Annotated in this window: 12 protein-coding genes; all 12 read right to left on the bottom strand. The window is 36.3% G+C overall.

The window, feature by feature from the left end; all coding sequences use genetic code 11:
• Nucleotides 1–441: 441 nt before the first annotated feature.
• Nucleotides 442–633, bottom strand: coding sequence for a hypothetical protein (locus ACZOVS_RS07415; RefSeq protein ID WP_483996602.1), 192 nt, complete (start codon nt 631–633; stop codon nt 442–444).
• Nucleotides 634–956: 323 nt separating this feature from the next.
• Nucleotides 957–1,754, bottom strand: a complete 798-nt coding sequence (locus tag ACZOVS_RS07410; protein WP_483996601.1) for a hypothetical protein — start codon at nt 1,752–1,754, stop codon at nt 957–959.
• 379 nt (nt 1,755–2,133) lie between these two features.
• A complete protein-coding gene (locus ACZOVS_RS07405) occupies nt 2,134–2,532 on the bottom strand; it encodes a DUF1573 domain-containing protein (protein WP_483996600.1) in 399 nt (132 codons plus the stop codon).
• A gap of 6 nt (nt 2,533–2,538) precedes the next feature.
• Nucleotides 2,539–3,777 carry a TlpA family protein disulfide reductase gene (locus tag ACZOVS_RS07400; protein WP_483996599.1) on the bottom strand — a complete coding sequence of 413 codons (1,239 nt, stop codon included), beginning with the start codon at nt 3,775–3,777 and terminating at the stop codon, nt 2,539–2,541.
• A 102-nt stretch (nt 3,778–3,879) separates the two neighbouring features.
• Nucleotides 3,880–4,320 (bottom strand): hypothetical protein, encoded by a 441-nt coding sequence (locus tag ACZOVS_RS07395; protein ID WP_483996598.1) that lies wholly within the window; start codon nt 4,318–4,320, stop codon nt 3,880–3,882.
• Between the two features lie 307 nt (nt 4,321–4,627).
• Nucleotides 4,628–6,472, bottom strand: coding sequence for a tetratricopeptide repeat protein (locus ACZOVS_RS07390; RefSeq protein WP_483996597.1), 1,845 nt, complete (start codon nt 6,470–6,472; stop codon nt 4,628–4,630).
• An 824-nt stretch (nt 6,473–7,296) separates the two neighbouring features.
• Nucleotides 7,297–10,524: a type I restriction endonuclease subunit R gene (locus ACZOVS_RS07385; RefSeq protein ID WP_483996596.1), complete on the bottom strand. Its 3,228-nt coding sequence runs from the start codon at nt 10,522–10,524 to the stop codon at nt 7,297–7,299.
• 29 nt (nt 10,525–10,553) lie between these two features.
• Nucleotides 10,554–12,080 carry an RNA-directed DNA polymerase gene (locus ACZOVS_RS07380; RefSeq protein WP_483996595.1) on the bottom strand — a complete coding sequence of 509 codons (1,527 nt, stop codon included), beginning with the start codon at nt 12,078–12,080 and terminating at the stop codon, nt 10,554–10,556.
• A 9-nt stretch (nt 12,081–12,089) separates the two neighbouring features.
• Nucleotides 12,090–13,244, bottom strand: coding sequence for a restriction endonuclease subunit S (locus ACZOVS_RS07375; protein ID WP_483996594.1), 1,155 nt, complete (start codon nt 13,242–13,244; stop codon nt 12,090–12,092).
• 5 nt (nt 13,245–13,249) lie between these two features.
• A complete protein-coding gene (locus ACZOVS_RS07370) occupies nt 13,250–14,254 on the bottom strand; it encodes a virulence RhuM family protein (RefSeq protein WP_483996593.1) in 1,005 nt (334 codons plus the stop codon).
• A gap of 18 nt (nt 14,255–14,272) precedes the next feature.
• Nucleotides 14,273–15,805, bottom strand: coding sequence for a type I restriction-modification system subunit M (locus ACZOVS_RS07365; RefSeq protein WP_483996592.1), 1,533 nt, complete (start codon nt 15,803–15,805; stop codon nt 14,273–14,275).
• A gap of 749 nt (nt 15,806–16,554) precedes the next feature.
• Nucleotides 16,555–21,429, bottom strand: coding sequence for a RecQ family ATP-dependent DNA helicase (locus tag ACZOVS_RS07360; RefSeq protein ID WP_483996591.1), 4,875 nt, complete (start codon nt 21,427–21,429; stop codon nt 16,555–16,557).
• Nucleotides 21,430–21,523: the final 94 nt, after the last annotated feature.

The following is a 21,523-nucleotide window of genomic DNA, read 5'->3' as shown; positions in this document are numbered from 1 at the left end:
TTGACAGTATTTCAATGATCTCTTTAATATAATTCTGAACCGGCTAACACCGATTCTATTGTTTAATTTTAATTTCTCGGTAATTTTTTACCGAAGTATTGATTTAAATTAACAAATGTAATACGTTTTTATTATACATGTTCCGTTTTTCAATCAGGTTGCAGTTTTCTGCGCTTTACCTTATCTGTCATCGTCTCCACAACCGGCAGCGCATTTTTTATTGTGGAGACTGTACCTAATGAATTTTATGATGGTTTTCATAACTTAAGATTTTTTCGCTTCAAAATTAATTATGTTTTTTCTTTTATCCAAAAAAAGTCATGTTTCTTTATTTGTAGGGATACTATATTGTGGTTTTTCTAACATAACTAATCTGCATCCCTGTTTGTAAAGACGTCATAATGTTACATTCTTATCTTGACATTTCGATTTCAAATCTGTTTAATTGTCATCAATATGAGTTTCCATTACATCAATATGTTTTTTTATTTTCCAAATACATTTTCTAATATTCGGTTTCGCCTTCAGCAACTCGGAAATGTCATCGATATTGGCACTTTCGTAAACTATTTCACGGCTTGTCGAGAGCAGATAACAATAACCCAAATAAGGAATATTAATCAGTGACCCCATTCCTTTTGCCGTAAATATGATGTCATTTGAGTTGGTCTTTTAAGCCATATTCCCTTGGATTATTTAATCAAAGTAAAATCAGTTTACTTTGATTTATCTTTCCTTGCATTAATAATTTGAGCACATATTCGCCCTATGATACTCCCAATGGTAATTCCAAGAAAAGAAGGTAAAAAGGCAGAAATCCAATATTCACTTGTTACAAAAATTTCACTTATTTGATTTCCTTTAAACAAAAACAGCACACAACTAAAAACAATAATAACCAGTGAATATATTGTCAAAATCTTTATTATTTTCATAGCACAAAATTTAAAATAATATTAAATCCAATGATGAATTACTTGAATCACTGCCATTCCGGCACTCCCGCCAATACCTCCCAATAAAGCCCCTGTTCCGACACCAGGTAAACCACCTGGCAATCCACCAATAGCTCCAGCAATATCGCCATCCCAAACATTTCCCCAATCAAACCATTTTCTATCAGATGATGATTTAAGATCTGCAAAAAGACTTTTCCATTTTACATCGTTGTACCAATAAATATATGAATTTTTTGCAACCTCAATACCGACTAAAACCACAAGCAAATCTTCTTGATTACTAAAATTATTTATTACGTTTTCTTTAAGTGTATTCAAATATAACAACACATCATTATACGACAATAGTTCATTCTCTACTATAGAAATTATACTATCATAATACATGGCTTGAACTCTATTTTGGAAAATTAATGTTGGAAGACTATCATTGAATACTTTATTTAAAGTGACGCTGATATTGTTATCAATATTAGAACAAAAAACATCACTAAAATCATATCTTTTGGAAGCAATATATGAGTCTGCATATAATTTAATTTCTCTATCCAATAGCATTTTTAAGGAATCTTCAAACACAAATTCGATATTATTAATCGCATTCAACTTTGAATAGCAATAATCTAATCCTTCATTATGCATTATGCCAACTTCTTCTGCAATCTGAATTGCCAAATTTGTTTGAGACGACCTATTAGGTATACTAACATCATCTAAATTAATTCCTTTTTGACATCCCCAAAATGCAAAAATAGATACAATCATTAAAAAATGTAATAAAAAAAATCTTTTCATTTTTAACTATTCTGTTTCGCAGTCCTTTACTCTGCTTTTTTTAGTGAAACAGTTTTGCGTGTTATTATTAGTTTCAAGAATATGAATACACGCTAATCTCATATTCTTGTTTTTTATTATTTGTGTCCCGTTTATTTACCATCTTTGCATCCGCAAAAACTAAAAAACGGTTTGGTGTGCCATAAAACAGCCATGCAACTGTTTCATAAAGACCAAGTGTCTTTACCTATGAGGTGTCTGTGGCAGAAAACGATTTAGGAGTTTGATTATATTGGCGTTTTCTGCGCTTTACCTTATCTGTCATCGTCTCCACAACCGGCAGCGCACTTTTTATTGTGGAGACTGTACCTAATGAATTTTAATATAGTTTTCATAACGTTTATGATTCCTGTTTAATAATTCCATTTATCCATAATATAGTTTTGGTATCCGGTTGGGAATTTGACTTTACAACAATTGCTTTTTTAAAAACTCCGGTCTTATTTGTGTTATATTTCACTGTTATAGAACCTTTTTCATCTGGTAGTACCGGTTTTTGAGACCATGAGGGGACTGTACATCCGCATGAAGAAAAGGCAGAACTGATTATCAAAGGTTCATTACCTTCGTTTATAAACTCAAAACAGCAGACGCCTTCACTGCCTTTTGCTATAGTATCAAAATTATGAGTTGTTTCATAAAATCTTATCTTGGCATGTTTCTGATTTTCCGTTTCTGTTTGTGCAAAAATATCAGTAACAAATAGCGTTAATATTAATAAACATAAATACTTTTTCATAGATTCTTACTTTTTATTTTCCAAATACATTTCCTCATATTCGGCTTTCGCCTTCAGCAACTCGGAGTAATCGCCTAAATGACTTGTTTCATAAACAATCTCTTTTTTCGGAGATATTAGATAGTAATAACCCTGAAATGGCAGGTTGATACGTTGTTTTATTCCTTTGGCAGAATATATGATGTCTTTGGAGTCATCTTTTCCCGCCAACTTGCCCAACTGTTCCATATTGTTGGATTCGTAATTGATTGCCAAAATCTTGATGTCATTATTTTCCAATACTCTATATCCTAAAGAATCCTTCTCATGCTTGTAATTTTCCATGTTTTTCAGACATGGACCGCATGAAAATCTCCAGAAGTTAAGGAGAATCCAACTGTCGTATTCTTTTATTGTCGTGGTGTCACAATTTATATTCACCAAAGGATAGTCGAGTATTTCCGTATTTATCTCTTTATTTTTTGAGTAATAATTAGGATTGGAATTATAATGGTAATTAAAATGTTTATATCGCTGACTGTCAAGTTTGAATATAGAATCTATGTAATTCTGCTTGTCGGAAAAATCGAAATTGTCCATTTTATAGAATCTTTCATAAAATGTTGAATCATCGGAATATATACATGTATAATAAACACTGTCAAGTAAACCGCTACTGTCATTGACAAAAGAATGCACATTTTCATGCCTATGACCTTTTAAAGACTCATTTGACGATTTGTAATTTGTAAAAGAGCGTCCTTCAATGCTTATTTTTTCTTTGGCATATTGTCCTTGAGGTGTCGTAGGAACGTATATCTCTGTCCTAAGTTTGTTCTGCATGGGTAATATATAATATCCGATATATTTGAAATATGAATAAAGTTCTTGTTGTATTCCAAAACAATGATACAAATCTGTAAATATATGAAAGTTTTTATAAACTGTTATGTCGTTATTCCCTTCATTTACAATTTCTATATTGTCTTTTGTCATCTTAAAAAAAATGTCGCCATATTCTGTTGTTTCATTTGCAAAAACAATCGGATCTTTCTTGTTGTAATGCAATATTACTTCAAATTTTCTTTCCCATAAGTACACACTGTCTCCATAAGTTTCCAAATGCACATTGAAACTAAGCCATTCGTATTTATCTGATAATTCCTGAGCGCGGGATATGTATGATTTTATTTTATCCGAGGTCTGGCATGTCGCAAAAGATAATGTGATAAATAACAATGCCATACATAAAAATATTCTTTTCATAATGTATTTTTATCTTTCATTTTCATTAATGTAAGTTTGTCAGAATTAATGAAAATCCTCAAAATACGGACACACTTACATTAATTTCAAAAACAATTGTTTTTAAAACAAACCAATTACCGCAACAATAACTGCAAATATTCCTCCAACAACAGTAGTAGCCGCAGTAGATTGTTCTTTTATACATTTTCCATTCGGATCCATACATGGATCGCAGCCGGCATTCCAAAATGTTCCATTCTTTATACATTCTATACAATTGTCGGATTTACAAAAAATAAACCAACGAAGAGCCTTATCTATTTGATCTAAACTTTCTTCTGTTATAAAATAATTTTCGCCATTATTGGTATAATGTACCACAAATAACTTATTTCCATCACGATATGCGAAATCATACGTTTCGGAAGAAAGTTCTTGATCTAAATAATAACTCGTAGTAGATTGTTCAACTTTTTTATCTAAAACTTTTTTCATCAACCAAAGTGTTCCTGACACTTCGTTCTCAGTATCAATAACGCTTATTTTTACTTCTGATAACACATTATTTAACTTTAATTTGACTTCGATTAACGATGATAAATATATAATCTTTTTTTTGAAAAAGATTCAAAATAATGTTTGTATGTTTTTGTATATATTATAACTATTCAATTGTATTACAATACATTATATATACTTCTTGTTTTCCCTTTAAAAATACATTCTTTGTTTGTGTTTTTATGTATCGGATTGAATAACAATAAATTAAGATTATTATCGGGACGTTTTCAAAGAATGTATTTTTTTGTTTGTATGTTTTTGTATGTATTTATGTCATCCAATTGAATAACAATACATTAACATAATATCAAATTTTGCCGTCTTTAATAAGATCTTTTAACATATACATGATTTTTTCGGAACTGCCGAATATTTTTTGCAACTTTTGTGTCCTTCTCCAAACAGTGCTGTAGTCTTTTCCCATTAAAGCCGATATGTGCTTTTCATCCAATCCTATTAAAAACAGACAACAATATATTATATCCGATTTATTCAGATGCGAATAAGCTCGGAGAAGACGCTTCGAGAAATTATCAAAAACCTTGTCAACACTTAAAATTATATCATCCTTTAAATCATCCGATAACTGCAACTCAGGATATTCGGAGGAAACTTTGACAGAAGTATCACTTAATCTTGAAAACAGATTTGTACATTCAGGACTCGATAACAATGCCTGCATCTTTTCTTCAAACAAAGCATCGTTCATTATTTTGAGTTCATTATCGTTATTGTTTTTCTCTTTAAGACTTTTTATTTCATTGTCTTTGTCTTTCAAGTCACTTGACATTTTCTTTACTTTACCGGATATCGTCTTTATGAAAAAATCTTTGCTTGATATATCTTCTTTAAGATCTTCTATTTCGTTATTCTTGCTTCTTATTTCATTGTCCTTGTCTTTCAAATCCGTTGACATATCTTCCATTTCAGAAGACATCCTGCTTATTATGGAATCTTTATTTGAAATGTTCTCTCCATAGATTTTCTTTCTACGGTATAAAAGAATCACCAGTACGGTACGTGTTATAACGGCTGTTATCACCACTAATATTATTATGAAAATATCGACTCTCCTCTGGTATTGATGTCGGACTTCAAGTTTCTTCTGTTTATATTGTTCGTATAATGAAGCTAATTCTATTTTTTCTATGGTTTTGTTTAACTCTTCTTGAGCTGCATCCATAAAATAATGTGAATAAAAATCAATCTTGTCATTATCTCCGGTTATCTTGCATATCGAAACGATAAGATTTGCTGCTTTAAACATTGTATATTTATTGCGAGGAAAACTTTTTTCCAAGTAATACAACGCAGAATCGTATTGTTTGTCTTCATAATAAAAATTACCGAGTATAAAATATTCAGCCATCTGTTCGTCATTGTCTTTACGCTGTGACATGGCTTGATATAAAATACTATATGCCGACGATTTGTCTCTACAGGAAGAAAATAATACCATTGCCATGCTTTTGTCTATGTCTCTTTTCAAAACAGGATTGTATTTAGCCAAGTTACACAGACTGTCAGCCTTTTTCAAATATAACATGGCACTGTCGTATTCTTTCATCTGATATAACAAATCTCCGATTTTTTTATTGTTTATGGCTGTGGCATATAATTTATTTTCCGACTCAAAACATGAGATGGCGTTTCTAAAACATTCAATGGAAATATTTAGAGCATCACAATAAAGATATATATCAGCTAATCTGTTATATGTCAACGCTTTAAAATGGCACAAGTCCTTGCATTCGGGATTTTTGTCTGCTATAGTCTCTATTATTTCCAAACTTTTAAGATAACAGATGCAAGCTTCCACTGTGTTTTCTTTTTCTTCCTCACTTGCACCTTTATAATAACACGCTCTTGCCTGTTGATATTGCAAATCAATGTTATCCGGATAAACAGCAACCATGCTATCATAATATTCAACGGCTTCATAAAGCGCACTGTCGTTGGTCAATGAATAGTTGTTTTTGTATAGAACTTCAGAAACAAGAACCTGATATTCATAATAGTCGAAAGGTGTCATCTTGCTTTCATCCAAAGTGTCAGACACGGCAATTATGAGATTCAAGGCACTGTCCGGTTGCGGAATCATCAACGTGGCAATATCTTTCAACACTGTATTATGCAAAGGAGCATCAGACACATTGAAAAACTCCGTTTGTCTGTGAACACAAGACGAAATTGCTTGTATAACAAACAGTAAACAGATTAAATATAATATGTAATATTTCTTTTCTTGCATCGGATGTAAAAATTGGATACAAAGTTATATATTTTTTTTAATATTAATGATTTTGTGAAGTATTTATAAATAATTTTATAATAGCTCAATAACAGTAAATATCATTAAAAAAGTCGAAAATTCATATCCGGTGTCGCCATGGCAAAGACGGCTTAAAGAAATCACAGATGTAAAGTAGTTGAAGCAAAATACTGTTTTAGCGTCAGTGAGTTTTATTTGACTCAACAAAACATCACGAATCTTGTCGTTTAAAGATTCAGCTACAGAGGTTTTTCTACCTGTTTTTTGTCGGCACAAAAAGAGTTAAATAAATTTACAACCGGTTCATGTACCTCTTACACATCAGCCATCGCACTTTGCAAACACTACGCTCATACGGAACTCTGCCATTCTCGCGTATTGGCAACAAACTTTATTACCGCCGGCAAAATATTCAAAAAATTCCTATCGACAATAATACAATATATAAGACGAGGAAGTATGGCAGCAATAAATAATGAATCTATTTTGAACAAAAAAATATTCCACAAACAAGGATACATTCAGGATACATATCACTGATTTCAGGATACATTCAGGATACATTTGTCTGTTTTTTTATCAGACATACTTTGTTGTATATTATTTACCAATTTTGATAAGTCCTGATTTGATAGGTTAATCAAAAACATCTATGATATTTAATTATTGTTTTTCATTAACTTGATAATATAGTCTAAGCTGTATTATATAGAATTTATCAATTCGGCAGAAATCATTTCCGCCTGCTTTATCACTGTTTCCGTAGCCAACATTTGCATATCGGGCGGATAACCGTAACGGCGCAACAACCGTTTGATGGCAACACGCATTTTCGCCCGCACATTTTCTTTGATTTCCCAGTCTATGGATGCATTGTTACGTATGGTTTCGGTAAGGACGACAGCCAGTTCTCGAAGCTTGTCTTTTCCCATAAGTTCCATTGCACTATTATTGGCTGCCACAGCAGAATAAAAGGCATATTCATATTCCGACAGACCTAATTCCTTTGCAGCATTATCTTGTGCCACAATATGTTTGCTCAACCCGATGAGTTCATCTATCACCTCCACGGCGGTAATTACCTTGTTGTGGTATCTGTTGATGGAGGTTTCCAGCATTTCCATCAGACTTTTTCCCTGAACCAGATTGCGTTGCATACGTGTCTTTATCTCATCGTTCAGCAATTTGCGCAACACTTCCAAAGCGATATTCTTATGTTCCATGCCTTTCAGTTCCATAAGGAATTCTTCTGAAAGAATGGATATATCCGGCTTTTTGATACCTGCCGCATCAAAAATATCCACTACCTGTTCCGAAACCAAGGCTTTATCCACCACCTGACGGATAGTAGTTTCCATTTCCTCATCCGTTTTGTGCGAAGAAGACACATTGAATTTGCACAATCTGGCTTTTACCGCCTGGAAGAAAGCGATTTCCTCCTTGATTTCCAAGGCCTTTTCATGAGGTATGGCAATTGCAAATGCTTTAGACAAAGCATTAACTTCGTTCACAAAACGCTTTTTACCATCATCCAGTCCAAGGATAAAATCTTCCGCTTGCAAAATGAATGACAATTTCCGTGAAACATCTGCCGTAAAATATGGACGATAATCAAAGCCGTGCAAAAGTTGCTGTACCACCTCCAATTTTTCTTCCATCAGGGCAACAGCCTGCTCCTGCTGCTCCGTTGGATCACCCTTTCCACCCGAATCCGAATAGAACGACAAGGCCTTTTTCAAATCGGAAGCGATGCCTAAATAATCTACCACCAAACCTCCCGGCTTATCTTTATACACACGATTCACACGGGCTATGGCCTGCATCAGATTATGCCCCTGCATTGGCTTATCGATATACAACGTATGCAGACACGGAGCATCAAAACCAGTAAGCCACATATCGCGCACGATCACCAGTTTCAGTTCATCGTCCGGGTCTTTCATACGTTCTGCCAACAGGCGCCGCTGTCCTTTCGTGGTATGATGACGGGCTATATCCGGTCCATCGGATGATGCCGAAGTCATAACAACTTTTATTGCTCCCTTATCCAAGTCATCCGAATGCCACTGCGGGCGCAATTCGACAATGGCATTGTACAGCGCAACTGCAATGCGGCGGCTCATAGCCACGATCATTCCCTTCCCCTCGAAAACCTCCTGTCGTTGCTCAAAATGCGTAACAATATCCCGTGCAATATTCTTAATCCGAGCCGGATTTCCTATCAACGCTTCCAGTTGCGTCCATTTGGCCTTGGCCAACTGCACATCGTTCATGTCTTCGGTTTCCAGTTCCCGATCGAGCGATTCAATCAACTTGCGCCCTTCTTCGCTCAATTCTATCCTGGCAAGCCGACTTTCATAAAAAATACGTACAGTTGCGCCGTCTTCTACCGCCTGCGCAATATCATATACATCGATATAATTCCCGAACACCGCCGGTGTATTCACGTCAGCCGTCTCTATCGGTGTGCCCGTAAATCCCAAATAAGTGGCATTCGGCAAGGCATCACGCAAATACTTTGCAAATCCGTATTTTATTTCCGAGCCAATCACCTCATCGGCCTCATTCTTCACCTCCACCGTTTTGGCCTTAAATCCATATTGGGTGCGGTGCGCTTCGTCCGCGATTACAATTACATTGTTGCGCTCGCTCAAAGTTTCATAAAGATTACCCGTTTCGGGCTGGAACTTCTGAATAGTAGTGAATATCACACCCCCGGAAGCAACCCGCAAAAGTTTTTTAAGCGTTTCTCTATTTTCTGCCTGTACAGGTGTCTGGCGCAAAAGCTGTTTGCAATCCGCAAACGTACCGAAAAGCTGGTCATCCAAATCATTGCGGTCTGTAATTACCACAATGGTCGGATTGTTCAGCATACGCACCACTTTGCCCACATAAAAAACCATGGAGAGCGATTTCCCGGAGCCTTGGGTATGCCACACCACTCCCGCCTTATGGTCGCCTACAGGCTGACTCTTCACATCCTCAAGCCCATATTTTGCAGGCGATTCCCCAAAACACTCATTACACCCCTTATTGATTCCGGTAGCACGAATAGTTGATTCTATGGCTTTGTTTACGGCATAATACTGATGATAAGCGGCTACTTTTTTTACGGTCTTTATCGTCGTAATTTTTGTTTTTACGTCTTCCGTTTTCGTTTTCTCAAACACCGTAAAAGAGCGTACCAAATCCAACAAAGTTTCCTTGTTCAGCATCCCTTGAATCAACACTTCCAACTGGCTTACCAAACGGGAGGCTTCCGCCTTGCCGTCGGCACTCTTCCATGCCATCATGCGGCTGAACCCCGCCGACAAAGAACCTGCACGTGCCTCCAATCCGTCGGAAATGACAACCAGCCCATTGTAAGTGAACAAGGAAGGAATCGCCTCCTTGTAAGTCTCTATCTGCCGGAAAGCACTTTGAAGCGTGGCATTCTCGTCCGCCGCATTTTTCAACTCCATCACCACCAAAGGCAAACCGTTGACAAACAAAATCAAATCCGGACGTTTGTTGCGTCCGTTCTCTATGATGGTGTATTGATTGATAACCGTAAACTCATTATTCAGCGGATTTTCAAAATCAACCAGCCAAACCAATTCGCCCCGCTCTGCCCCGTCCTTGTGTACCGAAACCGAAATGCCTTCCGTCAGCAGACGATGAAACCGCTCGTTGTTGGCAAGCAAATCGGATGAAGCTATGCGTAGCACCTCATTCACCGCCTCCTCACAAACCGCCGCCGGCAATTCATGATTGATACGACGCACTGCTTTAAGCAACGATTCTTTCAATACCACTTCCTCAAACGACGCACGTAACGGATTCGGGCCGTCAGGTGCAATGTCCGGACCATAAAGCGACTTATAACCCAACTGCTCGAAAAGCTGAATGGCGAAAGATTCTATTTGGGATTCGGTAAGATTAAAAGTGGACATGATACTTATATTACTTAACAAACTCTTATTCAATATCTGAATATTTTTATTTCTTTTGGTTCTGGAACACTTGACATCTTTTCTATAATATCCTTATCAACAATAGGTGTATCATAAAAAATATTTTTTACATCCTGGTTTAACCAACTAATATTCCAAATCTCATCTATCGTCGCATTATCAGCAACCAATTTGCATAGTTTATCTTCATACACTCCATCTGGTTTATCTTTTAATGTTGTCCGTTGTAACCATACTTGTAAATGACCTATATTGGGAGTTTTACTAAATTTACGATTAATAGATACATATATTTTACCTTTCAATAAATCATCTATTTCCACCGAAAAAAATTTAGCTAAAATAGCACTAAATAATTGATAAGTCCTCGGATTTTTGTAGGCTATGTCAGTCAATATACTAACTAAGACTTTAATATCATAACTCTTAAACACCGTAAGAGGAAATATTTTATCATAAAATGCATCTAATGCCCGCACCAGACTTCCTGAATTTGGATATTTTTCAGCCAAAGAATGGATTAAAAGCAATTGTTTTTGAAGAGACTTTTCTTCTTGCTTTGACTCATTCCAATACAATTTATCAGGCTTTATGGAATCACGTATTATGTTTGTAGAAACAAACGTTTTTTGTGTGTTTATTTTAAAATTTAATTCTTGTAGCACTTCCGATAAAATCTTTGCTATTTTCACTGCACATTCTTGGTTACCAGCAAAGATTCTATAATCATCACGATATCTTAATATCTTATAATTGTCTATTTTATTAGAAACAAAACATGCATTATATTTCTCTATCCTATCAGACAATTCTAAATCCGCATAACCTAACACAATTTCTGCAATAAAATCCATCAAAACACTTCCTTGGGGAATTCCATTGGTCTGACCATATGCCATTGCCCTAATCAAATCATCTATTTTGTCTCCGTTGGATTTATTTTTGGATTTATTATTCCCAACAGTCAAATTAGCTTTAACTTCTTTTTTCCCATGCAGCGCCCAAGGAATTGAATGTGTATAAATAGAGCTATAACAATCTACAATATCCGTAAATAAAACACAGTCATAATCCAAAGCATATTCCAACGACTTCTGCTCTATTTCACTCCACCAATTGATAATAGTATTTTCTTTTGTAGATTGTTTGTCTGTATCATCTACTATAGGCATACTACAACATTTTATCGCTTCATTTTTTTGAAACATAGCAAATCTTTTTACAATATCTTTCCATGCCGTTTCTTCTGTAATCTGATTGACCAAACAAACATAAACGACTGGATTTATCAATTGAAGCGGCCGCCATGAAAAACATCCATCTTTATTCGAATAAAACTTATAATTAACGCCCTCAAGTAAATTTGGAGGAGTGTTTTTTAATTCATTCAACTTTTTGCATTTAATATGCTTCGATAGATTATTTAACAACGGTTGAAAATCAAAATATGTGGGTAATTCAATATTACAATAAGATTCTTTTTGTAGAAAAAACGATTTTGCTTCTTCATGTGGCAAATCCAAAACAGTTTTCATATGCATTATTCATTCATTAGACATCAATTTGGGCAATATGTTATCTTTAGTTTTATTTATAGTTCTAATTTGTAACTCATTTAATCTTATCTTCTCAAAATAATCTTTTATATGATTTTCAAATGTATGAATTTCTTTTGTTGAAGGTAAAAAAACATTTATACCTTTGAAAGTATTTGTCGTTATGGTATCAAAAACACTACCATACGCAGCTGATTGCAATTCATCTACAAAATAAGACACTAAAAGATATGTAAAAAAGAAGCATCCATGCTCTTTGGGCAATATACCATAATTAGATTGACTAAAAGCCATAGGTTTAGACAATAAGCAATATTTTCCAACTGTACCTCTTGCTGAAATTACTAAAGCATTTTCAGGAAGTAATTTTGCAGAACTATTATTTAACCCTTCTGTCGTTATATTTTTATCTGTATCTATTATGTATCCTTTATGGTTATTTGAAATATCCCCACATGAAATCCAACATATATTCCCATTCCAATAAGTTTCATTATTCGTCTTAGGAGTTCCACCACCAACTAAAAGGATACAATCATATAGTGTCTTTTCCTCCCACTCTTCTTTTGCATCCTCAATAAACCATTTACGAAACAATGTTTCCGCCATTGCTTCGAGAGTTTTATTTTCTTGATGAAGCAAATCTATTTTATCGTCTAAAGAACTCAAAATAGAAGCTATACGTTTTTGTTCTTTTAATGAAGGAAGTAATATTTCTATGGTATCAAAAGTATCCCTTGTTATTGTGTCGAAAACGCCTCCATGAGAATTGTGTTTCAATTCTTGAATAGAAGAAAAAAGCAAATAATACAAATAGTCTCTATCAACCAACTTTGTAGGTTGTATTCCATAACATGATTGATTGAATGCCATATCTTTTCCCAACATTGCCATGGCACCAACCGTTCCTCTGGCAGAAATTATAATATCACCTTTTGAAAGAATTTTAGTACTACTATTATTCAGTCCTTCAACAGATATATGTTTTTCTGTTTCATAAACATATTTTCTGTCGTTATTGAAATCAACAACAGATAACCATGGTATATTTCCATTCCAATACCTACATTCACTAGTTTTAGGAGTTCCCCCACCAACTATTTTTATTATCTCTCCCAATTTATATTCTTTCCATTCGCCCATATCCGCTATCTTTTACGGTTGTTGATTTCCGATTCCAAAGCCTTTAACTCATCATCATCATTTTTATCCTCCTGCTGTGCGGCATATAGTTTTCTACGCTGGTTGAAATCTTCATACACAGCATCCACCATCTGCTCCATTTGTTTATTGGAAACAGTTCCTGCCGTTTTCAAAACATCTTTATTTTGGAAATTCAGCAATGCATCAATATTGTCGCGCCAGAAATTCAAAGTCAAATCCTTTCGCTCTTTCACCCGCAATTCGGCCGAATCAAGAAACAGAACAGTCAGTCTGTTAAGCGAATCTATTTCGTCACTCTGCAAATAATTTTTGGCAACATAAATATCCTGCTTACGTACTATACTGCCTTTCCATGAAGTCAATGCCATGTTGGGTTGTGAAGCATCGGCACGGCTAACTATTATTTCAGCCGCGGTCTTATGCGTTACTGCATAAAGCAATTTGTTCTGGGTTTCAGCAAAAAACATTTGTGTAGCCTTGTCTGTTTTGTCATAATCACTGCTTAATGCGAGCAAATCCCTTATTTTCTGATAGAAACGCTTTTCACTTGCCCGAATGTCGCGTATGCGCTCCAATAACTCATCGAAATAATCGGGACGACCATCCGGATTTTTCAAGCGTTCATCATCCATCACGAAACCTTTAACCATGTACTCTTTCAGATTCCGATTAGCCCAAATACGGAACTGCGTACCACGTTTGCTCCTAACCCTGAAACCAATGGCCAAAATCATATCCAATGAATAGAATGTCACATTATAATTCTTGCCATCAGCCGCAGTTATTAAGTAATTCTTAATAACTGAATTTTCACCTAACTCATTATCCTTCAATATCTTGGATATATGAATACTAATATTTGCCACAGAGGTGTCAAAAAGTTCCGCAATCTGGCTTTGGTTCATCCAAACATTCCCATCTTTGGCATACAATACTACTTTTGCCTTTCCGTCTTCTGTGTTGTATATGATAATGTTGTTTTGTTCCATAACTCAATTTTGTGAGATTCAGAATTTGATTTGCGAAAGGTTTTCCATTATCTGTTTGTTCAACCGCTCTTCTTCCTTCAACTGGGCTTCAAACTCTGCTTTCAGCGCCGTAAAGCGTTCTTCAAAGTTGAAAGCGTCTTCCTCCTCCGGCAAGCCCACATAACGGCCGGGAGTAAGCACATAATCCAATTCCGCAACGCGCGACACGGGAACAGATGCACAAAAGCCGGCAACATCCTGATATGTTCCACCTTCATTTCGCCAATTATGGTATGTGTCGGAAATCAGTTTAATGTCTTCCGGTGAAAATTCGCGGGTGCGGCGATTAATGAGGTGTCCCATGTTTCGGGCATCTATAAACAATATTTCCCGACTACGTTCCCGAAAAGAGCCATCCGCATGGCGGTTACGGCTCAAAAACCATAATGAAGCAGGAATCTGCGTGTTGAGAAACAACTTTGCAGGAAGATTTACAATACAGTCCACCAAACCGGCATCCACCAGATTCTTCCGTATCTCTCCTTCTCCGCTGCTTTTTGATGTAAGCGCGCCTTTTGCCAACACGAATCCGGCTTGTCCTGCAGGCGCAAGGTGGAAAATAAAGTGTTGAATCCATGCAAAATTGGCATTACCGGTAGGAGGAACACCGTATTTCCAGCGTCCGTCCGTACGTAACAGTTCACCACTCCAATCGCTGTCGTTAAACGGGGGATTAGCTATTACATAGTCCACCTTTACATCACGGTGTGCATCATTGAGGAATGAACCTTCCGTGTTCCATTTCACTTGCGAAGCATCAATCCCGCGAATGGCCAGATTCATTTTACAAAGCCGCCAAGTAGTCTGGTTGCTTTCCTGCCCGAAGATGGAAATATCGTTTACACGTCCTTGGTGCTGCTCCACAAATTTTTCGCTCTGCACGAACATGCCGCCCGAACCGCAACAAGGATCAAGGACACGCCCTTTGTATGGTTCCAGCATATTAACAAGCAATTCGACAACACTGCGCGGGGTATAGAACTGTCCACCCTTTCTCCCTTCTGCCAAGGCAAATTCACCCAAGAAATACTCAAACACATGCCCCAAAAGATCGGCACTGTTGGTTGCGGCATTTAATGTGCTATTGCCGATTAAATCAATAAGTTCGCCCAAACTGGTCGGATCAAGATTAGGACGGGCAAAGACTTTGGGCAACACGCCTTTTAGGGACGGATTGTCCTTTTCAATTGCATCCATGGCCGCATCTATCAACTTTCCTATTTGGGGATCTTTAGCATTGGAAACCAACGTATTCCACCGGGCTTCGGCAGGAACATAAAACACATTTTCCGCCTTGTACTCCTCACGGTCCTCAGGATCAGCACCAAGATTCGTTTCCTGTTTCAATTTGTTATATAGTTCCTCAAAAGAAACTGATATATAACGTAAAAAGATAAGTCCCAATACCACGTGCTTGTACTCGGCAGCATCAATGTTTTTACGAAGTTTGTCTGCCGCTTTCCAAAGCTGTTTTTCCAATGGTTCTTCTACTATTTCTTTTTTCTTGACCATGTTATCTTTCTTTCTTGATTTTATTTACCAATAACGCATATCAATATTCATTATGTACTTGAAAATGATTATTAAATTGGGAATCATACATTCCTACACCACTTTAACATATTTCTAAAAATTCATTCAAATTTGATTGACCAACCATTTATTCGACTCTTCCTGATAAAACATTTATTAAAAACTACATCTCAATAATTAGATGCAAAAATAATAATTCTATTTTACTTTTAAAACATAAATATTGGATTATTGTAGATTTTTTATATAAAACCTCTTCATTATAAAAAGTAATTCTGATATTACTTAAAACATGCAATATCATTTAATCCAGCAAAAAAACACTTGAATCTCTTGTCCGGAAGTTGATATTAAGTCGATACGTTGTATGTTTTCTAATGTAAGCCGCAATCGGTCGAACCATATTATTCCTTATCCATATACTTTCATGTACAATAATTTCACGCATCTTTTAGTACTGTCTGACACACCAAATATTCCACAAACAAGGATACATTCAGGATACATATCACTGATTTCAGGATACATTCAGGATACATTTGTCTGTTTTTTTCAACATTTAATTTTTAAAATACAAAAAGAAGTACTGAAATTCTATTATTTGTCGAGTTAAAAATATTGTCCGGTAACAAGTCGAGTTTTCAATTAACGACATCAAGAATGATTACCTGTAAATAAATAATCCTTATAACGTTTTTTTACATCAATATCAAGATAAATTCTCCATATCACAAAGAAAGAACCAAATCAGCCAACAATACTGCTGTTTCCGGTTCATCTTTTGGTGCATCTTTAGGTTTCCATGCCACAATAAAACGAGCAGATGCAGAACGCACCTCATAGCCTTTTTCTTTCCATTCCAACAATGTTGTCTGCATGTTTGAAGACAATTTGGCCACCTCTTTTCCAGTTCCGGGCTCATACAAGATAAAGTTTTCATAATACAAGGCATCTCCTCCTCTTAAAGACAGTACTTCCTGTTTAAGATTCTTGAAATATCCCAAATTGACATCCTTATGGGTAAGTTGCAATACAATTTCTTCAGGCATGGAATATTTTTTCGAGTCAACAAAATAATTATCCACGCTCAAATTATCGAAACAATTACTATTGGTATGAATAAACAGTCTGTTTTTAGCACGTGTCATGCCAACATAAAAACGACGCATCAGTTCATCATCTTTGGAATGATTATCTGAAACAAGCATATATACATCGTCAAATTCAAGACCTTTTGCCTTATGAATAGTAGAAACCACCACGTCAGTATTTGAGATATCACAGAAATCTTCCACAGACGACTCAAATACAAAATCCCTGAAGTCACTAATGTATTTGGTTTTATTAGTCTGTTCAAACAGTTCCGTACAACGGTTCAGATACGACAAGTTTTGACCTTTCCCATATAAAGTTGATGTAGCTTGTTTGGCTGCGTCCCATAGTTCGTCAGGAATCAAAGGTGTGGTGAGTCTTTTATCGATATATTTCAAAAAATACCTCACTTCTACCATATTCCAGAAGCGAAAGCCGTCCATGGACTGTATCAATTTACATTTAATGCCTTGTTTTCTTAATAGAGCCACAATAATAACCGCTTCATCATTTCTTTGAGTCAGTATGCAGGATGAACCATTATCCTTATGACGTATCAGATTCTCGATAAGTGGCTGATACATATATAATGACCTGTGGCGTATCACTTCGACATAGCCTTTTTCCTTTCTCATGGAGATAATAGGCGTTTTTTTCATTCTTTTACTGATAGTCTTAGTAAACTCATTGGCGAAATTCACTAAATGACGTGCACTTCGGTAATTCTCAGTCATCTCAAAACAACGGCTTCCCGAAATCCGTAGCATTTGATACATGTGTTGGGAATCAGCTCCGCGGAATTCATAAATATTCTGGTCATCATCGCCGACAAGAATGACGCGCATTTCTTCATTTTTAGTCATCATCGCCATCACAAGAGCATACTCTTCAGCACTTATATCCTGAGCCTCGTCTATTACCAAAACCGTTTTTCCTATTCTATTAGGTTCAACCTCTCCCTGTTCTATCATCTTAGCAGCTCTATCCACTACATTATCGACATCTTCAAGATTGCCTACACGACCTAAAAGATCAAAACTGTATGAGTGAAAAGTTTTTATTTCAACATAATATGCTGCATTCCCCATCAATTTCACCAAACGTTGTTTGAATTCCGTAGCTGCCGCACGTGAAAATGTCAGCATCAAAAGTTGTTCGTGTTTGACATCTTCCAACAACAAAATAGATGCGAGCTTGTGAACCAACACACGTGTCTTTCCGCTACCGGGACCGGCAGCTACAACAATACAACGAGAATCCTTGTCGGAAACAATTTCCTTCTGACGTTCAGACAACTGACCGAACAACTGTTTGTATTTCTCCGGTGTCAGATTGCGTTGTATCTCCTTTATCCTTTCACCTTTGAAATACTTGGCTATAAACTTCTTATAGTCCATCTGAAAATAATCCTGTACGTATTGCAACGCTGCATTATAATTACGCACCATCAGATTGGCATATTCCCCTACAATATGTACTTGTTGGATTTTCTGTTTGTAAAACTCATTCAACATTTTGTAGTCTTCCAACTTATATCTCAACTTACTATCCTTTATTCTTCGTATATCCATGGCATTATAAAGAACCAAGAATCCACCTTCAAGTTTAAGAGCGCCTATCTTAGACAGATACAAAAGAGTTTCTTCCACATCCTCAATCTGAAAGTCATAGGGTTCATTGAAAATAGAATGAGATGCTGCCTTGACATGATTCAGAAGTTCCAATATAGAAAACTGTATCATTCTTTTCTCCTTATCCTCATTAGAAGCTGTATTCTCCATTCCAAAGAGCCATTTTATGGTTAAACGGCTTATTTCTAATCGTCTCTCAAAACGATTTATAGTTGATTTCATATCTGAACGGAGAGTGATTTCCATATTATGGAGCGGATCTTCTTTTTTACGTATATAACCTTTTATAGTAAGAAAATAAAGCAGGGTACGAATATCTTTCTCTTTAGAAGTATTGATACCATCGTTTATTACATTATCATTCAATTGTTTACAAGAGATGCGCAAAGATTCGTCAGGGATATGGCTTAGTATATATTTCTCCAATTTGGCAAAACGCTCAAGCAAAGCCCTTGACTTTCGTTCCGAGTCGCCGACATCCATGATATAGGCGGAAATATCCTTGCTATCTGCCAAAATACCTTCCTGACGCATACGCTCCACAACAGAAATGACCACACTTTTATTAAGTCCGAGAACATCCGCCAAATAGTCTATCCTCGACTCTGCCTCTGAATCCTGTGATTTTGTAATATATTTTTTAGATATTAGTGATTTGATAATCCTTGAAACATTTTCTATCTCCTCTTCAGCAAAAAGCACCGATTCCGAAATGCGTTTCATGGCTTCATTCATATTCTTTACCGTAATACCGGTGGCATATACATGAGGTATATTGTTTCCCCTTTCTATGAAACCGCTTTGTTCCAAAGCAGATAAAGCAGTCCTTACACGAGTCTCAATGTCAGATACGGTATCATCCCAACCTGCCTGACGAGCTATTTCCAAAGCAGAACAACAAACTCTATTACGTTGTTTTGTAAGATCTTTTATAGCTTTCCAAACCTGTTGTATCTCGCTTATGCTGAGTTTTGTCTGGTTTAACAGTATGAAATGTTTGTCCAAATCACTATCACAATAAAGCACATAACAAAGAGCATCGATATGAGGGTCGCGTCCGGCTCTGCCAGCCTCCTGCACATAATTCTCCAATGAATCGGAAATATCATAATGCACCACGAGACCGACATTTTTCTTATCTACTCCCATACCAAAAGCCGAAGTTGCCACTATTATGCGCACATCATCATTCATGAAACTATCCTGATTGACAATTTTTTCATCAGAATCCATCTTGCCATTGTAAGGTAAAGCTTTATAACCGTCACGAGTCAGTTTGGCTGCAAGTTCTATTGTACGTCTGGTACGAGAAACATAAATGATAGTCGGACAATCGGACTCTGCAATCAATCCTCTCAGTATAGAATATTTCTCATCATCAGTATCAGCATGTATGACAGAATAATGCAGATTGGTTCTGGATGCCGTAGAAGCAAACAACTCTAAATCCAATTTCAAAGTATTTTTGAAATAGTCTCTGATATCCTGTATCACTTTCTGTTTGGCCGTAGCTGTGAAACAAGACACGGGTATGGGTTTTCTACAACCCTTTTTTTGCTGATATTCCTTAATAAACTTGCCGATATACAGATAATCCACCCTGAAATCATGTCCCCATGAAGAAAAACAGTGTGCTTCGTCTATCACGAATCTCACAACATGACGTATCATCAGAATCCTTTCTATGGTCTTAGAGCGGAGCATTTCAGGAGCAATATACAACAACGAGACTTCACCTTCGATAACCCTATTAATTGCCAAAGCTCTTGTAATAGGATCCAAAAGGCCGTTAATGGTTACGGCATCAGTAATACCTCTGTCAGCGAGGTTGTCCACCTGGTCTTTCATCAATGATTGCAAAGGAGAAATTACCACAGTAAGTCCATGCACGGAACGACCTTCCATCAGTGCCGGCAACTGAAAGGTAAGCGATTTACCGCCTCCGGTAGGAAATATAGCTATCAACGATTTGCCTTCCACGGCAGCTTTAGCAGCTTTTTCCTGTAACGGCTCTCCTTCATAAGTACGAAACTCCTCGTATCCAAAAAATGACTTCAGGTTAATTAACACATTCATCCGGGTACTGCAATAAGCACAATCTTTATGACAAGGAGTTTGTCGCAGAAGTTTTATCACAAACTCGACTTCAGGATAATTACGCAACACCCATCCTGGAGTTATGGAACGATGATCAGTGGTATCGACAAGAGCCAATGCGTATGCCAATTCGCATGGATATTGTTTTATGATCCAATCCATATCGGCATGTTCACAAATTTTTCCTTTATAAAGTTCAAATATAACTTGAGACAATCCATCATGGATATAATCAGCACCAACCATGCTGAGAAATCCTTCAAATTCCTCCTGTCCTTGTAATAATGAGGCAAACAAATTGCGTTTTCTTTCCGGAAGAGAATTCCAGCGTGCAATCTCATCCAACAACAAATCCTTGGCTTTCACACAATCATTCACAGGATTATTAATATCGTCGCTGATCAACTTATCGTCTTTTACAAGTCTGTGATATGGACGATCAGGAAACATCAAAGGCGACATATAAAGCGTATCGACCAAAAGCCAACGGCATTTTCTGTCAGCGAACAAATACTTGGCATCATGATGAATGATATTATGTCCACAGATAAAGTCAATATCATGAAGAAAATCAAATAATTTCTCTTTTGATGCCTTATGATAGACGGCTCCGTCATAACGGATGGCACCTATATCATGTATTTTTTTATCATTAAATCCTATCTCTAAATCAATAATAGCATAATGCGAAGCATCATACGACACAGATGATACCTTCCTACTGAAATTCTTTTTTATATCTTCAATATTTCTGATGCCGATCAGTCTGTTCCATATTGACATACTCCCTAAATTAACGTTTTAAAATATTTCGTTCATTAAAAATATATTGCACCGTTTATTAAGTCAATAGTCTTTATTATTTCAGCATTTCGAA

The sequence above is a fragment of the Candidatus Limimorpha avicola genome (assembly GCF_056978975.1).
Note: the sequence above shows the minus strand (reverse complement) of the source record. Positions and strands in the feature narration are given on the sequence as shown.

Bases quoted from the DNA above. Each gene is read 5' to 3' on its own strand.
- ACZOVS_RS07380 (WP_483996595.1), bottom strand. From the start codon at position 12,080: ATGAAAACTGTTTTGGATTTGCCACATGAAGAAGCAAAATCGTTTTTT.
- ACZOVS_RS07415 (WP_483996602.1), bottom strand. From the start codon at position 633: ATGGGGTCACTGATTAATATTCCTTATTTGGGTTATTGTTATCTGCTC.
- ACZOVS_RS07360 (WP_483996591.1), bottom strand. From the start codon at position 21,429: ATGTCAATATGGAACAGACTGATCGGCATCAGAAATATTGAAGATATA.
- ACZOVS_RS07375 (WP_483996594.1), bottom strand. From the start codon at position 13,244: ATGGGCGAATGGAAAGAATATAAATTGGGAGAGATAATAAAAATAGTT.
- ACZOVS_RS07365 (WP_483996592.1), bottom strand. From the start codon at position 15,805: ATGGTCAAGAAAAAAGAAATAGTAGAAGAACCATTGGAAAAACAGCTT.
- ACZOVS_RS07410 (WP_483996601.1), bottom strand. From the start codon at position 1,754: ATGAAAAGATTTTTTTTATTACATTTTTTAATGATTGTATCTATTTTT.
- ACZOVS_RS07405 (WP_483996600.1), bottom strand. From the start codon at position 2,532: ATGAAAAAGTATTTATGTTTATTAATATTAACGCTATTTGTTACTGAT.
- ACZOVS_RS07400 (WP_483996599.1), bottom strand. From the start codon at position 3,777: ATGAAAAGAATATTTTTATGTATGGCATTGTTATTTATCACATTATCT.
- ACZOVS_RS07385 (WP_483996596.1), bottom strand. From the start codon at position 10,524: ATGTCCACTTTTAATCTTACCGAATCCCAAATAGAATCTTTCGCCATT.
- ACZOVS_RS07370 (WP_483996593.1), bottom strand. From the start codon at position 14,254: ATGGAACAAAACAACATTATCATATACAACACAGAAGACGGAAAGGCA.